This window comes from Psychrobacter sp. NPDC078409, from assembly GCF_050268505.1.
Classification (GTDB): domain Bacteria; phylum Pseudomonadota; class Gammaproteobacteria; order Pseudomonadales; family Moraxellaceae; genus Psychrobacter.
This window is the reverse complement of the sequence record NZ_JBNNGW010000002.1, coordinates 641314-658980: the sequence shown is the minus strand read 5'-3', so window position 1 is coordinate 658980 and position 17667 is coordinate 641314. Positions and strand designations below refer to the sequence as shown.

Sequence of the window (17667 nt, the reverse complement as noted above, 5' to 3'; positions counted from 1 at the left end):
ACACTTTCTCTCGTACATTTGAAAAGGTTAAGTATTATCAAAAAACACAATCGACCCAGTGCATAACAATATAGGGCTTTAATAGAGCCTTATTTTTTTGTTTAATAATAACAACCATAAGAAATCAGCCACGACATTCTGATAAGTAATAAGGACAATATAATGACCCAAATGACTGCGATGTTCGTAATGTTTGTTTTGTATGGGCTGTTGCCAGCGGCTGGGTTATATCTAGGTTACCGTGGCATTAAAAAAGTCACAGCACCCAAAATGCTCGAATATAAGGCGATGCCGCAACTGGGTTATATACCTGAAAAAAGCCTACCTGACGACGTTAAAACCGCTCTGGAGCAAATTAACATAAAGGGTGAAAAGCTGCGTGTCATGTATGGCGATACCAATAATGATGGCAAGATTGATGATAAGGATACCGTCAATGAAACTTATATTATGATTCAAAACCTAATGGATAGGCACGTGCCACAAGCCGTCGCTGATTATCGCCGCTTGCACGATTTAGATGTTACGGATAGTGCGCTTGCTGACACTACCAAAATTAAACATTCTAATGTCACTGGCAAAGAAGCCTTGTTAGATGTGCTTAAGACAATTAACACACAGTTCGATGACCTGCTCAACGCGTCATATCATCAAGACGGTCAAAAGCTACTCGCAACCAATCGCTATCTCCAAAAACGTTTTGACAATTCTACTAGCAATACAGAGTTTCAAAAGCCCGATAGCAATGCCAGTAGTAATGCCAATAATAATGCTAGCAGTGATGTAAATATCCAAGCGATTGAAAGCCCAACTGGTGAAAATGTGAGTGCTGAAGATATTAAGCTATAAACACAAAGTTGAATGGTGAAAGGGTAAAGAGCAAACGTATATGAGTATCTTAATAGGCATCGGTATTGTAACGACCGTCACTACCTTTTATCTAGGTAGAAAAGGCTGGCAGGCTTTTCATAAAGCCGTCGGTATCTCACCTGGCGTACTCACTTATCAGGATTACAATGCGCCCTTGTCATTAGCCACATTAAGCTTGCAGCAGTTAACGTTAAATAAACAGCACTTAAAAACATTGTCAGAGCAGCAACTTCGTCAGATAAAACGTATCGATGAGAAAGTGAGCAGCTATCACGCTTATCAAGCAGCCATACAAACTCAGAATAAGACACCAGCGATAACAGAAGCACAGTTTGTGTTGAATAAAATGCTGCAAACACGGTTACCCGAAATGCTAGCTACTCATTACCAATTAACAAATATAAATGCCACTAATGAGAATAGCGAAAAGAGGTTAGAGGCTAGTGAGTTATTGCAGAGTGTTTTAGATAATATTGAGCAGCGTTTAGATAGACTACTGGCACAAATGGACGAGGAGCAGCTACAAGAGCTGCGAGTTATGAAACACTATATTAATAGCCACGACAGCTGAGCGGCTATTTTTATATTAAGCAACTATGATGCCTGCAAACTGTGACGCCTATAAAGAGACACGAAAAAAGCGGTCAATGACTATTCATCATTGACCGCTTTTTTATGTTTACTCTAAATCTATTTAAGACTTAGAATAATGTTAAACCAAATCAACTAGCGCTTATCATTGCGATCACGGGTGTTACGTGTACCGCGGCTAGCAGGGCTAGCACTACTTTTAGGTTTCGCGCTGCTATTGCGGTTATCGCTACGAGTGTCAGTGCGACGCGCTTTAAGCGGCTTGTTTCTGATACGTTCTTGCTTTTCTTTGGCTGCGCCATGTAGACCCGTGCCATAACGTGGACGCAAGCTGACCAAATCCGTCAACGTGTTGATTTCTTTTTTATCAAGCTCTAAGAAACGGCCAGTACGTAGCTCTTTTGGTAGAACAATCGTGCCATAGCGTGTACGTAGTAGACGACTAACTTTTAGACCTTGTGATTCAAATAAACGACGTACTTCGCGGTTTCGGCCTTCTTTTAGCTGGACGTGATACCACTTGTTGACGCCTTCGCCGCCGCCTTCTTTAATGTCTTCAAATTTTGCAAGGCCATCTTCTAGCATGACACCAGCGGTCAATGCACGAGCGATATCAGGCGTTACTTCACCCAATACACGTACGGCATATTCACGAGTAACTTCACCAGATGGATGCATCAAGCGATGCGCCATTTCGCCATCATTAGTAAATAATAATAGGCCAGTTGAGTTGATATCCAAACGTCCAACCATTACCCAGCGGTCATGAGTCAGCTTTGGCAAACGTTCAAAGACAGTTGGGCGACCTTCTGGATCTTTAGCAGAGCAAACTTCGCCTTCAGGCTTGTAGTAAGCGATAACACGGCGACGCTTCTCATTTTCAGAAGTGTATTTTATTTGACGGCCATCAACGCGAATCTCATCACCCTGCGAGACGCGATCACCGATGGTCGCAGGACCGTTGTTAACCGTTACGCGGCCAGATTTGATGACTTCTTCCATTTGGCGGCGTGAACCAAGTCCCATACGGGCGAGTGCTTTCTGTAATTTTTCGTCTTTCATCATAATATCCTTGAGTCGGTGGGTTTACATTTCTCAATGTAAAAAATTGGATTGACTATTCTACGCTATTTTAACAAATTTAGCACGTAAACCAATACCTTACTGGTTATTAATGTATAAACAAACATGGTGCTAATCAATAAAAGTTTATTAGTCGTATACAAAATATAGACTCGAAAACTCTCAGTGAGTAACTATATAAGTTAATACATAGATACAAACACTTACACTACTTCGGCATTAAAAGGATAGTTCCAATCATAAATGCAATCGAAACAAGCCTTCATTAAGTTAGATTTCTTCAAATTAAAAATAAAAATTTTATTTATGATGAAGCTGTTTTCACTTGCATTTTTTTATCGCTAAATAATCTAAAAGTTGATATCAATCTTCGTAATTAGCCGTAAATAAAGGGCTTGATAAGCAATTGCAAAATAATAACTTAATTATTTTATGGCAGGTTATATGTATTGCACTGAATATAGTTTAGGTGTATATTTATTAAATATATTCTTTTTTACGAATATAAATGCTGTGGTGAGGTTTCTTGGTTTGATTCACAAATATAAATATGAGTAACTGTTATGGTTAATAAATATTTCATTTTTGTACACAAACGCTTCTTGGTAATGAGCATATTTTGCTTATTTCTAATGGGGTTGTTTAGTGGCTGTACGATCAACTCAGGACTTCAGTCAGGAAATCTTCCTGAATCTGGCACCTTTACTGCAGAAAACGGTCTTCAATTTCATATTCAGCCTTTAAGTCTGGCAACTTTACCGCGTACAGCGCCACCTACTGTTACTCAAGATCTCTCTCATTTGATCAAAACCTCTGGACGCGTCAATTACGGCATTGCGAAAGGGGATGTGCTGAATATCATCCTTACCAATTATCCAGATATTAATGCGTCAACTGCTAGCTTAACGGTAGATCAACAAGGGTATATACAGTTTCCATTGATAGGCAGAGTTCAAGCCAGTGGGCTGAGCGTGCCGCAGTTCACCGCTACGTTGCAAAGCAAACTACAGCGCTATCTCAAATACTCAGATCCTCAAGTCAAAATTATCAATTACCGTGGCAGCAAGTTTTTCGTAGATGGTGCGGTGAAGCAGTCTGGTGAGTTTCCTATAGCTGATGTGCCAGTGTCGGTATATGGGGCTATCTCTATGGCAGGTGGTACTACCGAGACTGGCGATTCAAACAATATTGTGCTCAACCGTCAGGGCAACAGCTATCGCTTAGGAGTGCAGTCACTACAAAGAATGGGGCTGTCTGCCAATCAAATCTATCTGCGGGATGGTGACTCTATTCACGTCAATAGCCAAAGCCGCAATAAGGTCTACGTATTGGGTGAATTTGGCAAAATTGAGCCAGTTGCGATTCCAGAACAGGGGCTGAGCTTAGCGCATGTATTAGGCGAGTCAAATGGACTAAATCCCAATACGGCTAACGCAGCCAAAGTATATATCGTGCGCGACAACCCTCAGTACCAGTACACCAATATCTATTACGTCGACATGCAGAGCATCACAAGCTTAGCATTAGCCAGTCGCTTCGACATGCAAGCCAATGACATTCTTTATGTAGATCCAACAGGCTTGGCTCGCTGGAATCGTGTGATTAGCGCGATACTACCATCAACCTCTGCCATCAACGTGATATCAGGGTTATAAATGATGGCTAGTGAAAATACTGGATGTGCTTTGAATTTCGATACTGAGATTAAGTGAGATAAGAATAGGAAGTAGAGTGATAGATTTTATAAGGTGCGATAAGGCAGAGAGCAATCTAACTGCAGTCAAGGGCAGTTAGGGTCTTGGAGCTAAGCGAAAGCTATTAAGCGATTAACATTGAATAATGGGTATATGGTTATGAATAATATAGATTCAAAAGACCTATCGACACCTAAGGGTGACAACGACAATGACAACATCGACTTAACGGCGCTGGTTTTGGTTTTGTTGCGTGGCTGGAAAGTCATAGCGCTCATGGCAGCAGTCGGACTCTTAATAGGATTTTTCTATACACGCTATATTAATCCAACCTTCAAGTCTGATGCGCTGATCCAAATTGAAGAAAACTCCCAAGGAGTCGATGCGCTTGGGGCGAATATCTCAGAGTTGGTCGGAGAAGAAGTGAGCAAGGCTGAGGCAGAAGCCGAGCTCATACGGTCTCGGATGATACTAGAGCCAGTCGTCGATATGCTACATCTAGACATCAAACTGACCGATCCTAATATTGGCTATCTCGATAAAATAACAAACGACCGCATTAACACTCAGTTGAACACAAATGACGGTGTGTCTTTGAGCACAAAAAACGGGATCGTACAAATCAATCAGTTCGATGTGTCACCAGCGTATTTAAACCAATATTTTACGCTATCACAGTCTGACACAGGGTTTGTCCTGAGCAATGGAATAGATGATTTCAAAGGACAATTGGGTCAGCCGTATCAGTTCAATGGGGTAAACGGTGAGATTAACATTACGGTGACCGAGCTACCTGCAGACGGTTACCCTATTGGCATCACTCAGCAGACCTTAAAGACCACGACAGATGCAATGAATAGCGCCTTGTCTGTGGAAGAAAAAGGGGATAAAACCAACATTATTCAGCTGTCGATGACAGGCACAAATCAACAGCAAATCACGACCACACTTGATCAGGTAGTCCAGTCATATATCGATCAAAACCAATCTCGTGGTACGGAAGAAACGACCAAAACATTGGCTTTTATGGAAACGCAGATTCCAGCGTTAAAAGAAAAATTAGACGCCTCTGAAGCTCAGTTCAATGAATTTCGTAAAAAGCACGGCACCATCGATGTAGGTAAAGAAGCTGAGCTATTACTAAATGAAAAGTCTCGAATCGATGAGCAGCTCAATGATCTCAAATTAAAGAGAGCAGATCTAACGACTTACTATACCAATGAGCACCCACTCGTTATCCAGATAAATGAGCAACTAAAAGTCCTCAACAGTCGAATAGGAGCGATAGGTAGCACCGTTGCAGGACTGCCTGAAATACAGCGAGAGTTCTTAAAGCTATCAGAAGATACAGCTATTAATAGAGAGATTTACCTCACACTGCTCAAAAATTATGAACAATTAAAAATCGTTAGAGCTGGTCAGGTTGGTTATGCCCGTATTCTAGATAGACCGACCAGTACCTTCGATGCCATTGCACCAAACAAATTCCAAATTATGTTGCTGGCGCTACTCGTAGGTACTGTACTTGGGGTGATGCTGGTTTTAATCAGAAATTTAATTAGAAATGTCGTAAAGGACCCAGAACATCTAGAGTCTAAAACGGGAATTCCTGTCATTGCAACGATTCCACGTTCGACCTCGATATCTAAGCTAGGTAGGAACAAAAAAAATACTGGTCGAATGCTTGCGCACGTTGATCACAATGGCTTGAGTTATGAAGCAATTAAAAATTTACGGACAAACCTTTTATTTGGTAAGACGACGAAGACAGCAGATGAAAAGTCCGCTCAGACCATATTAATCACTGGAGAAAGCCCAGGTGTCGGTAAGTCTTTTATTACGGCTAATTTATCTGAGGTATTTGCACAGCTTGATAAAAAAGTACTGATTATCGATGGAGATATGCGTTTAGGGGAGCTGCACAAAATGTTTGGTATGAATCCAGACAGTGGTCTCACAGACTACTTACTGCAAGATAAAGATAGCTCTTTATCAGCCGATGAGCCTCGATTAGATATTGATATGGCTAAGTTAAACCTTGAAAGCTTTATTCAACCGACTGGCATGGAAAATATTAACCTTATATCACGGGGACGGCCGTCGCATAACCCGACTTCGTTATTGATAGGAGAGAGGTTCAATCATTTGATGGCAGCGCTCAAAACGAAGTATGACTATATCGTTATTGATGCACCTCCTATATTGGCTGCATCAGACGCCATGGTATTGGCACAACACGCAGACAAAGTACTGATCGTCACCAAATTTGATCATTCAGTAGAAGGTCAGTTGGTCTATGCCATCAAACAGATGAGTAAAGCAAACGTACAAGTCGATGGCATCATCTTAAATGACATACAGCAAAGTATTTTGAACAGGTACAGCTATCACTACCATTATGCTTATGGACACAATTCGTAGTTAGCTAATGTTCATTGTCCATGGCAAACGAGCGTCATAACTTAAGTAGGTGGATCTTATGTTTATAAAAACAGAGTCTAACAATGCTTATCAAACGCCAAGTGACCTCCATCGATGGTCGAAGCGTATGACGCTGTTTTTATTAGCCTTACCACGCTTTGCTAAATGCTCTATCTTATTTGGTATCGATTTTTCAGTTGCTGTCCTTTGCTTGGTAGCGGCACTGGCATTGCGTCAGGGTTATGTCGATGATCAAATTGGCCTTATGGTGTTGGCTTTTTATGCACTAATACCTGTCGTCAGCTTATATCTGATTGGCTTTTATAGAGGTGCCTCTAGAGGGTTTTTCGATGCGGCGATGGGTCGAGTACTACAGTTATTTTTATTACTTATTATCGTTTATCAGTTCATCATTTATGTAAATCCAGTATCAATGATGCCGCGCTCAGCGCCAATTATATTTCTATTCTTATTCTTTATTTGGTTGTGGAACAGTCGGCTAATGATTCGCGGGTTACTGAATCGACTACAGAAACCAGACAACCAAGATCGCCTAGATAGTTGCTGCGATAACGTGATTATTTATGGCGCAGGATCGGCTGGTAGAGAGCTATTAGAGAGCTTGAGACATTCTCATAAATACAATGTAGTGGCATATATCGATGATGATCCGCGGCTGATAGGGGCTTATCTACATGGTAAAAAAATATATGCCGCTCATGCGCTACCTTGGTTGATAGAAAAATTAAATGTCGCGCAAGTGATTTTGGCAATACCTTCTATGAGCCGTGGTCGTAAAAAACAGATTATGGATAGCCTGTCAGGCGTTTCTGTCAAATTAAAAGATTTACCGAGCTTACGAGAGCTTGCTGATGAGATCGTAACAGTCAGCCATATACGTCCGGTTGATATACTAGATGTGCTTGAAAGAGAGACTGTCGAACCAGTTGCTGAGCTCCTCCAAAAGAACATTACGGATAAAAACGTACTCGTAACAGGGGCAGGGGGTTCTATTGGGAGTGAGCTGTGTAGACAAATCATGAAAAATAAACCTACATGCTTGGTGTTATACGAGCAGTCTGAATATGCTTTGTACACGATCGATCAGGAACTTAGAAGCCTTGTCGCTAGTAATGTCGTTAGTAGTATTGAATATCAAGATACTGAGATTATTAGCATCATTGGAAGCGTGGGTAACGAAAAAAAATTAATCAATATATTCGAAAAATACCATATAAAAACGATTTATCACGCTGCTGCATACAAACATGTACCGATTGTCGAGTCCAATCCATTTGAAGGCACGATTAACAATACTAAAGGCACCTACCATTGTGCTTGTGCCGCGATAAAGGCTCACGTTGATACGTTTGTATTGATCTCTACTGACAAAGCAGTGCGACCGACCAACGTGATGGGAGCCTCTAAACGTTTGGCTGAGCTTGTCTGCCAAGGACTGAGCCAAAGCAACAGTCATACGTGTTTTAGTATGGTGCGTTTCGGTAATGTTTTGGGTTCATCAGGCTCCGTAGTGCCACTTTTTACTAGACAAATTGAACAAGGTGGTCCGATTACCATCACTCATCCAGACATCACGCGCTACTTTATGACCATACCAGAAGCGGCCAGTTTGGTTATCCAAGCAGGAGCTATGGCGTTCGGTGGTGAGGTATTTGTGCTTGATATGGGTGCACCCGTCAAAATCGTGGATCTTGCCAAACGTATGATTCGTCTGACAGGGTGCGAGCTAAAAGATGCGAGCAATCCTAACGGTGATATCGAAATTGTGTTTACTGGATTGCGGCCAGGTGAAAAGCTCTATGAAGAGTTAATCATTGGTGCCGACAACATAGAGACCACGTTTCATCCACTCATTATGCAAGCAATGGAGCATAGTTTTCCATTGGAAGACATCGAAGCTATCTTATTTGAGTTTATCGAAAGATCAAAGCGGCACGATACTCAATGGTTGAAAGAACAGTTTAGGACCTTCGTTGAAGGCTACCGAGAAAGCGATGAAGCTGATGTCACAAGGACAGATGTAGAGCAGTTAGAGGTGATTGGTTGAGTAGTAGTGTTATTAGGTAAGGATATTAAATAGCGGTGACAAGGTTGATATTGAAAAGATGATGAAATCACTTATTGGTAAGATTGTTTAGGATATGGTGATTTATATAAATGCTGTGACATACCAAATTGGATGATGAGTAATGACCTCTGAAGTGTTTTTATCGATACAGAGCGTAATCAGTCGATTGAAAACCAGTCACTTTGTACGAGATGTGGCCATGGTTGGAGGCGGTATTGCTGCTGGTCAGGCAATCGCTATGGTCTTTATGCCATTTCTCACCAGATTATATAGCCCTGAAGATTTTGGTATTGCTGCCGCATTTGCCGCAGTCATCAGTATTATTACTCCGATTGCGACCATGGGTTATGCCAATGCCATTGTGATGCCTGATAATGATGAGGATGCCGCTGCCATTATCAGATTGTCTGTATTGCTTAGCTTGTTTATAGCGGCTATAGCGTTCATCGCTGTCTATTTCGGCAATGTTTATTTGGCACGATGGACGGGTATGGAAAGTGCACCATACATGTTGTATCTCATACCGTTGACGCTATTGGCCGGCGCGTTTCTATCTGTTGCTGATCAGTCTGCTATCAGAGTAGGTTTGTTCAAAGCCAAGGCTCGTGCTTATGTAGAGAGCAAGCTTGTGACAGATACCAGTAAGTTGATAGGTGGTGTATTGGCCCCCTCTGGTATGTTGCTTATTTTATTAACGATAGCAGGACAGCTCACGAATTTTATGATGCAGATGCTTCGGGTACCTAGGATTGGTGTATTAAATGTCCGAAACTGGTTTGGCACGGTTGGTATTCGTAACGCTGCTATATCGCAGCGTGACTTTGCCATATACCGTATGCCGCAAAGTATGCTTAATGCTGCTTCAGTAGGGCTGCCAACTATCTTATTAGCATCACTATTTAGTGCTTCTTCTGCTGGGCAGTATTCGTTGGCTGTTCTTGTGCTCGGTGCACCAGCGATGTTGTTAGGCCAAGCTGTTGGAGAGGTTTTTTATCCTAAGATTACGCGTGCGATCACAGCAAAGTCACCAGAAGCTTATCAATTTTTATTAAAAGTGACGGTAATTCTATTGGTGGTTGGTATTGTACCATTCGGTACGGTGTTCGTTTTTGGCGATTATCTTTTTTCTTTAGTATTTGGCGCAGAGTGGGCATTAGCAGGGAGTTATTCGCAGTGGCTTTCTATTTGGCTTTTGATCAGCTTGGTATCAGGTGCGAGTACTGCGGCATTGCCAGCATTACGTTTGCAGCGCTTTCTTTTGATTAGAGAGATTTTTGCAGTGATATTTCGTGCTGCAGCGCTGTATATAGGTTTTTACGTTTTTGAGTCAGATATGGTAGCTATTGCCCTGTTCTCATTTGTTGGGGTATTGCTTAGTTTATCTATCGTTTATGTCGCTTTTCGGCGTCTTGTTCATATTCATGAAGTGCCGCAGTAGGTAAATGTTTTGACTGCGTTAGATGGCACAAAGGATATGCATTAGAAGTCTCAACTTAAGAGGCTCACTATGATTTCAGTTATTATCGCCGCATTTAATGCCGCCGCTACTATTGATCGTTGTATTGGTAGTATTGACGTTGCAAAAAAAAGCCATGAGATTGAATTGATAGTTATTGACGATGGTTCTAATGATGAAACTGCTAGGTTATTGCACAGGTGGGAAAGTGATAGGGCATGGGTTACAGTGAAATATCAAAAAAATGGAGGCGTGGCAGATGCTCGTAATACTGGACTTGATATCGCAACTGGCGACTATATCGTTTTTATAGATGCGGACGACACTATCGATGATTGGTATTTTGACTTTGTGATTGCACAAACGGTTAATCAGGATATCGAGATGTTGGCGTTTGGTCATAAGCGCATAATGTTAGATGGCGATGTGCTCGAGCGCCGTAACATTACAGCAGAATATTCACGGCAAGACATTAAAACGCTACAGCTGAGAGTGACAGAGAATAGAAATGTATATTGGTATGTAACTACCAAGGTTTATAGCAAAAGACTGATAGCGGATTTGCGGTTTAATTGTGACATAAAACTTGGTGAAGACGGTATTTTTAATATTGAGTGCTTGGGGAAAGCGAACCATTTGTCTGTCGTACCCGACTGTCCCTATAACTACTATGAAAATGTTACTTCGATGACGAGTTTGCAATATAAGCCAGGCCTGCTCGAGTCTATTGAAGCAGACTATAACGCTAGAGTCAGGATACATGACTGGTCTATCAGTGCTACTGAGAAGCAAGTGCTGCTATCGGATTTCGCCCGTAGTTATATCGAGCATATGCTGCCATATTTACTCAATAATTTGGCTCATATTCAGATGAGAAAACGCCATGCAGAGTTGATAAAAATACGCCAATCTTTCGTTTATCAGAACTGTTTGCCACATTACCATCAACGACATCCAGCACGCGGTATTCGTATCTTGATTTCGTGTTTTTCACGATGTTGGTATGTGATGACATTGGCTTTTTTGCAGCTGTCTTGGTCTAAAGCAAAGGTAAAAAGACATGTTTAATATTGATTTGTTTCCTCATTCATTAAAAAGTGATGAAAGCGGACAGACTCGTTCTTGTTGTCTGAAACAAACAACCATGGGTGAAAGTGTCAATGAGCAAGAGTTGTGGTTTACGTATCCTATCAATCTACCAATGCCGGAAGATGATGATTGCGACTCTTATTTATTAGCCACATTATTACCCGCGATGCAGTTACGTGCGGCTATTCGGGTTCATGGCAGTGTGTCCCGCGAGCTATTAGCCAACCTGACAGAGCTACAGTATGTCTGGAATAAATGGTTACCAGAGCGTTATTTTTTGATTGATATACAAGTTGATCGTATTAGATCGCGCGACATACAAGTAGATGGTGCGATTGCTGCATTTTCTGGTGGCGTGGATGCTCAATTTACCGCTTATCGTCATGCGACAGGCAGAGCAGGATATGCCACGCAAGATATTAAAGCAGGGGTTTTTGTGCATGGCTTTGATATACCTTTAGATGATACAGAAGGTTTTAATAGTGCTGTAGAGATAGCGACCAAAGTACTTTCTGATATTAACGTTGATCTACTACCCGTTAAGACGAATGTTCGAACATTGTGGTCTATCGATTGGGAAGAATATCATGCGGCTGCCATTGCTTCCGTTCTATGTGGATTGAAACGATATGCAGGAATTGGACTCATCGGTAGTGGCGATTCTTATGATGTATTACTTACTCCATGGGGTTCACATCCCATAACAGATCCATTATTGAGCTGTGGTAACTTTAGAATTATTCATGATGGTGCAGGGTTTCGTCGCTCTGAGAAATTAATTATTCTTTCAAATTGGTCTATAGGTATACGAAACTTACGTGTTTGCTGGGTTGGCAATAAGCATGATAGAAACTGCGGTCACTGTGAAAAATGTGTACGAACTCGACTGAATCTCTTACTTGCAGGTGTTGATAACCCTGCTTGTTTTGACACCCCGATAGATTCGTCACTTTTCAGGTTCATGGTTCTGAAAAGTGACGCTGTACGCATAGACTGGTATCTAATTCGTCAAGAGATGATTGAAATGGGCAGGGGTCTTGAGTGGCTTCCATACATTGAAAAAGTACTCAAACGTAAACCGCCTCCTAACTTGAATAGATTATTTCCTTTTGGTTCAAGACGTCGTATGTGGGTAAAAAAGACGTTAATGAGAAATAAATAAGGGAGTGTCAAAAATGAATACTACCGCCATAAAAAAGCTCATACCACTTAGACTAAAACAACACTTAGTTACTTATATGGGCGTGCGTGATTTGCACTTGCCTAGTAGTAATCGATGCTTCATTTTTCTGGCGGCTGACTATGGCAATATTGGTGATATCGCTATCTCTTACGCTCAAAAGCAATATTTGCAACATGTGATGACTGATTATGAAGTTGTCAGTGTTCCTATTAGTCAAACCAGATTGGTGCTTAATTCGATTAAACAACAAATACAGCACAGAGATATTGTCACTATTATTGGGGGAGGAAATATGGGTAGCTCGTATCCTGATATTGAGGAGCTGCGCCAATTAGTTATCAATACGTTTCCTACGAATCGCGTTGTGTGTTTTCCCCAGACCTTGGATTGGAGTGATTCTGCTAAGTCTAAACGAGCATTGCATCGTATCGTAAAGGTCTACGCCAAGCACCCAGATATACACATTTTCGCTAGAGAGTCGATGACAGCGGCCAAACTTATCAAGCTTTTTGCCGAGTATAGCAATGTCCATGTTGGTCTTGTGCCAGATATCGTTATGAGTGCAAACGCAGCAGTACTTGGGACGACAAATGACGTAGAGTCGTCAACTATTCTGCGATGCTTACGAGATGACAAAGAAGCTGCGCTATCAGGTGAGCAGTATGCAATGATAGACAAAGCCTTAGCAGATACTGGCTATCATATTGAAAAGACAGATACCCATGCTGGCGGCTCTCAATTGGACGAAGCACATTGCAAAAAATTACTGACTGACAAGCTTAATCAGTTTCGTGCTGTAAAATTGGTCGTGACAGACCGCCTACATGGCATGATTTTATGTTTACTATCGGGTACACCTTGCTTGGTATTGCCGAACTCCAATCATAAGATAAGGCAAACGCAGTTAGACTGGTTACGTAATCATCCAAGACTTGTGTTTTTAGAATTAGATGAGGTTGCTGAGATTTCGAAACATATCGACAAACTGCTATCCCTGTCTCATGGCACCATGAATGAGTCACTCGTTCATATCAATGAATACCATGATTTAGAAAAGTCGGTGGTTATTATATGACTAGCGTAGCAGAGCCATTGGTGAGCATTATCGTGCCAGTATATAACGTCGCGTTATATATCGACGCGTGCTTAGAATCTATCAAGCAGCAAACCTATAAGAATATTGAAATTATTGTCGTTGAAGATTGCTCTACTGATAATTCAAAACAAGCACTTGCCTTATATCTTACAGATAAGCGTATCAGAGTCATTCAACATAATGAAAACAGCGGCCTTTCTGCTGCTCGTAATACTGGTATTAAATCTGCAGTAGGCGATTATATGATGTTTGTTGATTCTGATGACATCGTAGATACTCGCTTAGTAGCAGCTTGTGTAGATTGTGCTCTTACTACGAATGCAGAAGTAGTGATATATGGTTTTGCACCGTTCAAAGAGGAAGCGGCAGAGAATGAACTACCGTATCCAGCTGCTAGCTTGGCATCCTATGCCACTAAAATAGACGATTCGTATTTCAGCCTACCGCATTTTGCATGGCTAAAATTTATTAAATCCAGTGTCGTGCAAACGGCTTCTCTAAGTTTTCCAGTGGGTTTGTATTACGAGGATTGGCCGTTCCATTGGCATCTTGGCTTATGTACTAAGGTTAGATATCAGTTGCCTATTGATTTTTACCTGTATAGACAGCGAGGCACGTCGATTACGGGTTCAACAGATAAAAAGCTATTAGACCTATTTATTATTCATTCAGAAGTCATGAACCTAGTAGAAGACTATCAAGCAGATGAAGTTAAAAAAATACTTGCCGATAAAACCAGACAGAGTCATTGGAGCATCCTCACCCGTATAGACAATGAGTATTTAATAAGGGCATTAGCACAAGCTAAAAAAGCAGATAAAACGCTACGATTAAATGGTTATCAGAATAAACGGACGTTAAGAAATATAGTGATCAGCAATATAGTACGTATGCCAAGCCAAATCGCGCTGCTTATAATACAGGTGCTTCGTCAAGCACTAGAGAGAGAAACAAGTTTAAAAGGAAGCAAATTGGAAATAGTTAAGAGAAGCAAAGTTGGTTTTATGTTTCTTAAAAGGTAAATGATATGACTATCCGAAGAGTACTGCACATAATGGGAAAAATGGATCGTGCTGGGGCAGAGACCATGCTTATGAATTTATATCGTCATATAGATCATCGCCAGATTCAGTTTGATTTTGTCACTTTTACCGACGAGATCGGCGACTATGACGCTGAGATAATAGCGTTGGGCGGTAGGGTTATACCGATTTTAGCTGGTCATTCATTAACGCGCATGCTCAAACTTAAAAAATTCCTTAAACAGCAGCCTGATTATCGAATCGTTCATGCTCATATGCTATTAAACAATGCTTTTCATCTGTTGGCTGCTAAAGGTGCTGGCGTGCCGCATCGCATTTCGCACTCTCATAGCACCAGTAATGGTAAAACCAATATTATTAAAAAAATATATGAACAATGGGCATTAATTACCAATCGTACCTTGGCTACTAAGAGAATTAGCTGCGGTGACCATGCTGCAAATTACCTATTTGGTACTACAAAAGATGTGTGGCTACTGCCCAATGCTGTTGATATACAGCAGATGATGACAGTCGCTAACCAATCACGGCATTATATTGATCAGGAGTTTGGTGCTAAAAAATTTGGAGATAAAGGGTTAAAAATCATCCAAGTCGGTCGTCTCAGTGAGGTTAAAAATCATCAGTTTTCTTTAGAAATCGCTGAGCAGATGAAAAAACGTCAGATTGACTTTACTTTATATATCGTTGGACAAGGTCCATTGGAAGATCAATTAAGACGACAAGTGAAAGAGCAAGCCTTAGGGGATAACATTAGGTTTTTGGGTATGCGTACTGATATTACTGAGTTAATGGCCAGTGCTGACTGTATGATTATGCCATCCCTGCATGAAGGTTTTCCAGTGGTCTTGGTAGAAAGTCAGACAGTAGGACTTATGGCATTGGTTTCTGATCAAGTATCACCTGAAGTAGATTTAGGACTTGGACTTGTATGTTTTTTACCTATACAGTCAGCCAATGTTTGGGCGGATAGTTTGCTGAGTTTTCAGCCTCCAATATCCAATGAAGCAGAAATAATGAATGCGCTAAATCTACATGGCTTTAGCGCCGCGACCAATTCGCAGAAGTTAACGCAAATGTATTTGAATATGCGATAAGGCTTTTACTTAATATTCAGCTACTTTATAGAGGGTTAAATGCTTCCTTATCTGTTGGTCCTTAGCCTTGTTGTTTTCTGGATAGTACTGGAGAAAAAATCTCTCAATCGTACGTCTTTTTGGCTGCCTTTGATTATTTTAGCCCTGTTCGCAGGCAGTCGTAGCTATTGGGTCGGTACAGATACTGCAAACTATACCAGGAATTTTAATAATAAATTGAGTCCTGAGTCCTTTAGATTTAATGAAGATGTTGAGTACGGCTACCAGCTATTTGAGTATTCATTACTGCATGTGACGAATAACTATTTTTGGCTACTGATTATCACCAGCTTGGTTATCGTCTATTGCTATTTGAAAGTCATCAGAAGATACAGTGTGAACTATTGGCTCTCTGTATTTCTGTTTATTACGTTAGGCGTCTATACCTTTTCATTCAATGGATTGCGTCAAGGAATTGCAATGGCTTTGTTTACTTTGGCTATTCCTTATCTGCTAGAGAAACGGCTTTTTCCTTATCTATTAATATGTGCCATTGCATCATTTTTTCATATCACGGCTTTATTTATCATTCCATTTTATTTCATTGTAAATTTGAGAGTGAAGCCAGCTTATAAAATACTTGCGACGTTTTTTGGGTCGTTATTCGTTAGTAGGTTGCTCGTATCTTATATTTCATCTACTAATGATCGATATGAAGACTATGCAAAAGTATCTGAAGAGTCAGGCGGGTTTTTGACACTTGGGTTTTACACAGTGCTCATGCTTCTCATTATTATTGCGACCTATGTATATAAAATTAAAGACAAGAACTTTCAACAGCTATTGATGTTTTATGCATCAGGCGTGGTTTTTGTCATACCGCTAGCGCTATTGGGTACTAGCGCTTCAGGGCCGCAAAGAATCATTTCGTATTTCACATGGACTTTGGTTTTGTTACTGCCTGTGGTTTTGAAAAAGATAAATAACATTTATGTCTATATCATCAGTGTGTTTATCTTCCTTGCGTATTTCATATTGACGACATCAAAGTTCAGCGACCTGAGTCCTTATATTATCAATCCTATGTTTGAGGTGTTCTGATGAAAAGTCACGCTTATATCTCAATTGGCATTCCTATCTATAACGCTGAAGCCTATCTGGCGACAGCCATAAAGTCGATATGGGCGCAGACATACGAGCTGTGGGAGCTTATCTTGATAGATGATGGTTCTACAGACAACTCGCTAGCAATAGCCAAACAGTTTGAGAAGATTGATAGCAGAATAAGAGTGATATCTGATGGTTCCAACAAGAAACTGCCTGCTCGTCTGAACCAGCTTATTGATGAATCAAAATATGATTACATTGCCCGTATGGATGCTGACGATCTCATTCACCCAGATAGATTGGCTGTTCAAATAAACTTTTTAGAGAACAATCCCAGTTATGACTTAGTGTCGACTGGCGTAGTATCTATTGATGCTCAAAACAAGGTGTATGGCTGTCGTCATGTAGACGATTTATATACAAGATTTGAGAGTGTGGAGACTGCATATCCCATTGTTCATGCGTCTATTTTGGCAAAAAAAAGTTGGTATGAGCGTAATAGATACAACGAGAACTATCCACGATCTGAAGATTATGACCTGTGGTGCAGAGCCATATCCAAACAGGATTTGCGCTTAGCCGTGCTCCCAGACTTGCTCTATTACTATAGAGAAGAGGGCAATCTATCATTGGCAAAAATTGTTCGATCTTACAAAGATAGTCTTACAACATATAGTGAGTATAAAAAAACCAATATCGTCGACAGAGCTAAGTTAGAAGTAAAAGTAGGCGCGGTAAGGTTATTAGCCTCGCTAGGGCTCTTGCAAAAAATAGCCAATAAAAGAAACAAAATAACGATGTCCGAGGAACTCAAAGACAGCCACCAAGCGGTTGTTGATGGTTTGGTTGCTGAATAAATTTATCAATGA

At 40.8% G+C, this 17667-nt stretch carries 14 protein-coding genes; 13 read left to right on the top strand and 1 reads right to left on the bottom strand.

What is annotated here, in order from left to right; all coding sequences use genetic code 11:
- The first annotated feature begins 162 nt into the window (after positions 1-162).
- Both ACQKC9_RS05750 and ACQKC9_RS05745 read left to right on the top strand, forming a co-directional pair.
- Entirely contained in the window at positions 163-849 is a 687-nt protein-coding gene (locus ACQKC9_RS05750) for a hypothetical protein (RefSeq protein WP_427620875.1), read from the top strand.
- Between the two features lie 40 nt (positions 850-889).
- Positions 890-1441 (top strand): hypothetical protein, encoded by a 552-nt coding sequence (locus ACQKC9_RS05745; RefSeq protein ID WP_427620874.1) that lies wholly within the window; start codon positions 890-892, stop codon positions 1439-1441.
- A 155-nt stretch (positions 1442-1596) separates the two neighbouring features.
- Here ACQKC9_RS05745 and rluB read toward each other — a convergent pair whose 3' ends face one another.
- Positions 1597-2523: a 23S rRNA pseudouridine(2605) synthase RluB gene (rluB, locus tag ACQKC9_RS05740; RefSeq protein ID WP_101206234.1), complete on the bottom strand. Its 927-nt coding sequence runs from the start codon at positions 2521-2523 to the stop codon at positions 1597-1599.
- A 629-nt stretch (positions 2524-3152) separates the two neighbouring features.
- On the opposite strand from rluB, the gene ACQKC9_RS05735 reads away from it, so the two are divergent.
- The 11 genes from ACQKC9_RS05735 to ACQKC9_RS05685 all read left to right on the top strand — a co-directional run bounded on the left by ACQKC9_RS05735 (position 3153) and on the right by ACQKC9_RS05685 (position 17655).
- The gene (locus ACQKC9_RS05735; RefSeq protein ID WP_427620872.1) at positions 3153-4199 is read left to right on the top strand and encodes a polysaccharide biosynthesis/export family protein; all 1047 of its coding nucleotides are present in this window, start codon (positions 3153-3155) and stop codon (positions 4197-4199) included.
- Between the two features lie 198 nt (positions 4200-4397).
- Positions 4398-6659: a polysaccharide biosynthesis tyrosine autokinase gene (locus tag ACQKC9_RS05730; RefSeq protein ID WP_427620870.1), complete on the top strand. Its 2262-nt coding sequence runs from the start codon at positions 4398-4400 to the stop codon at positions 6657-6659.
- A 58-nt stretch (positions 6660-6717) separates the two neighbouring features.
- Positions 6718-8727 carry a polysaccharide biosynthesis protein gene (locus tag ACQKC9_RS05725; protein WP_427620869.1) on the top strand — a complete coding sequence of 670 codons (2010 nt, stop codon included), beginning with the start codon at positions 6718-6720 and terminating at the stop codon, positions 8725-8727.
- 142 nt (positions 8728-8869) lie between these two features.
- Complete coding sequence (locus tag ACQKC9_RS05720; RefSeq protein WP_427620868.1) at positions 8870-10186, top strand: oligosaccharide flippase family protein; 1317 nt, start codon at positions 8870-8872, stop codon at positions 10184-10186.
- 69 nt (positions 10187-10255) lie between these two features.
- A complete protein-coding gene (locus tag ACQKC9_RS05715; RefSeq protein WP_427620867.1) occupies positions 10256-11272 on the top strand; it encodes a glycosyltransferase family 2 protein in 1017 nt (338 codons plus the stop codon).
- Positions 11265-12455, top strand: coding sequence for a hypothetical protein (locus ACQKC9_RS05710; RefSeq protein WP_427620866.1), 1191 nt, complete (start codon positions 11265-11267; stop codon positions 12453-12455). Before ACQKC9_RS05715 ends, ACQKC9_RS05710 begins: the two co-directional genes overlap by 8 nt.
- A 13-nt stretch (positions 12456-12468) precedes the next feature.
- Positions 12469-13551 carry a polysaccharide pyruvyl transferase family protein gene (locus ACQKC9_RS05705; RefSeq protein ID WP_427620865.1) on the top strand — a complete coding sequence of 361 codons (1083 nt, stop codon included), beginning with the start codon at positions 12469-12471 and terminating at the stop codon, positions 13549-13551.
- Between the two features lie 20 nt (positions 13552-13571).
- Entirely contained in the window at positions 13572-14594 is a 1023-nt protein-coding gene (locus ACQKC9_RS05700; RefSeq protein WP_427620864.1) for a glycosyltransferase family 2 protein, read from the top strand.
- 5 nt (positions 14595-14599) lie between these two features.
- Positions 14600-15712 (top strand): glycosyltransferase, encoded by a 1113-nt coding sequence (locus ACQKC9_RS05695; RefSeq protein ID WP_427620863.1) that lies wholly within the window; start codon positions 14600-14602, stop codon positions 15710-15712.
- Positions 15713-15751: 39 nt separating this feature from the next.
- Positions 15752-16792 carry an EpsG family protein gene (locus ACQKC9_RS05690; protein WP_427620862.1) on the top strand — a complete coding sequence of 347 codons (1041 nt, stop codon included), beginning with the start codon at positions 15752-15754 and terminating at the stop codon, positions 16790-16792.
- A complete protein-coding gene (locus ACQKC9_RS05685) occupies positions 16792-17655 on the top strand; it encodes a glycosyltransferase family 2 protein (protein WP_427620861.1) in 864 nt (287 codons plus the stop codon). The genes ACQKC9_RS05690 and ACQKC9_RS05685 overlap by 1 nt, the downstream gene beginning before the upstream one ends.
- Positions 17656-17667: the final 12 nt, after the last annotated feature.

Bases quoted from the DNA above. Each gene is read 5' to 3' on its own strand.
- ACQKC9_RS05695 (WP_427620863.1), top strand. From the start codon at position 14,600: ATGACTATCCGAAGAGTACTGCACATAATGGGAAAAATGGATCGTGCT.
- ACQKC9_RS05685 (WP_427620861.1), top strand. From the start codon at position 16,792: ATGAAAAGTCACGCTTATATCTCAATTGGCATTCCTATCTATAACGCT.
- ACQKC9_RS05710 (WP_427620866.1), top strand. From the start codon at position 11,265: ATGTTTAATATTGATTTGTTTCCTCATTCATTAAAAAGTGATGAAAGC.
- rluB (WP_101206234.1), bottom strand. From the start codon at position 2,523: ATGAAAGACGAAAAATTACAGAAAGCACTCGCCCGTATGGGACTTGGT.
- ACQKC9_RS05750 (WP_427620875.1), top strand. From the start codon at position 163: ATGACCCAAATGACTGCGATGTTCGTAATGTTTGTTTTGTATGGGCTG.
- ACQKC9_RS05745 (WP_427620874.1), top strand. From the start codon at position 890: ATGAGTATCTTAATAGGCATCGGTATTGTAACGACCGTCACTACCTTT.
- ACQKC9_RS05705 (WP_427620865.1), top strand. From the start codon at position 12,469: ATGAATACTACCGCCATAAAAAAGCTCATACCACTTAGACTAAAACAA.
- ACQKC9_RS05725 (WP_427620869.1), top strand. From the start codon at position 6,718: ATGTTTATAAAAACAGAGTCTAACAATGCTTATCAAACGCCAAGTGAC.
- ACQKC9_RS05720 (WP_427620868.1), top strand. From the start codon at position 8,870: ATGACCTCTGAAGTGTTTTTATCGATACAGAGCGTAATCAGTCGATTG.
- ACQKC9_RS05735 (WP_427620872.1), top strand. From the start codon at position 3,153: ATGAGCATATTTTGCTTATTTCTAATGGGGTTGTTTAGTGGCTGTACG.
- ACQKC9_RS05715 (WP_427620867.1), top strand. From the start codon at position 10,256: ATGATTTCAGTTATTATCGCCGCATTTAATGCCGCCGCTACTATTGAT.
- ACQKC9_RS05690 (WP_427620862.1), top strand. From the start codon at position 15,752: ATGCTTCCTTATCTGTTGGTCCTTAGCCTTGTTGTTTTCTGGATAGTA.
- ACQKC9_RS05730 (WP_427620870.1), top strand. From the start codon at position 4,398: ATGAATAATATAGATTCAAAAGACCTATCGACACCTAAGGGTGACAAC.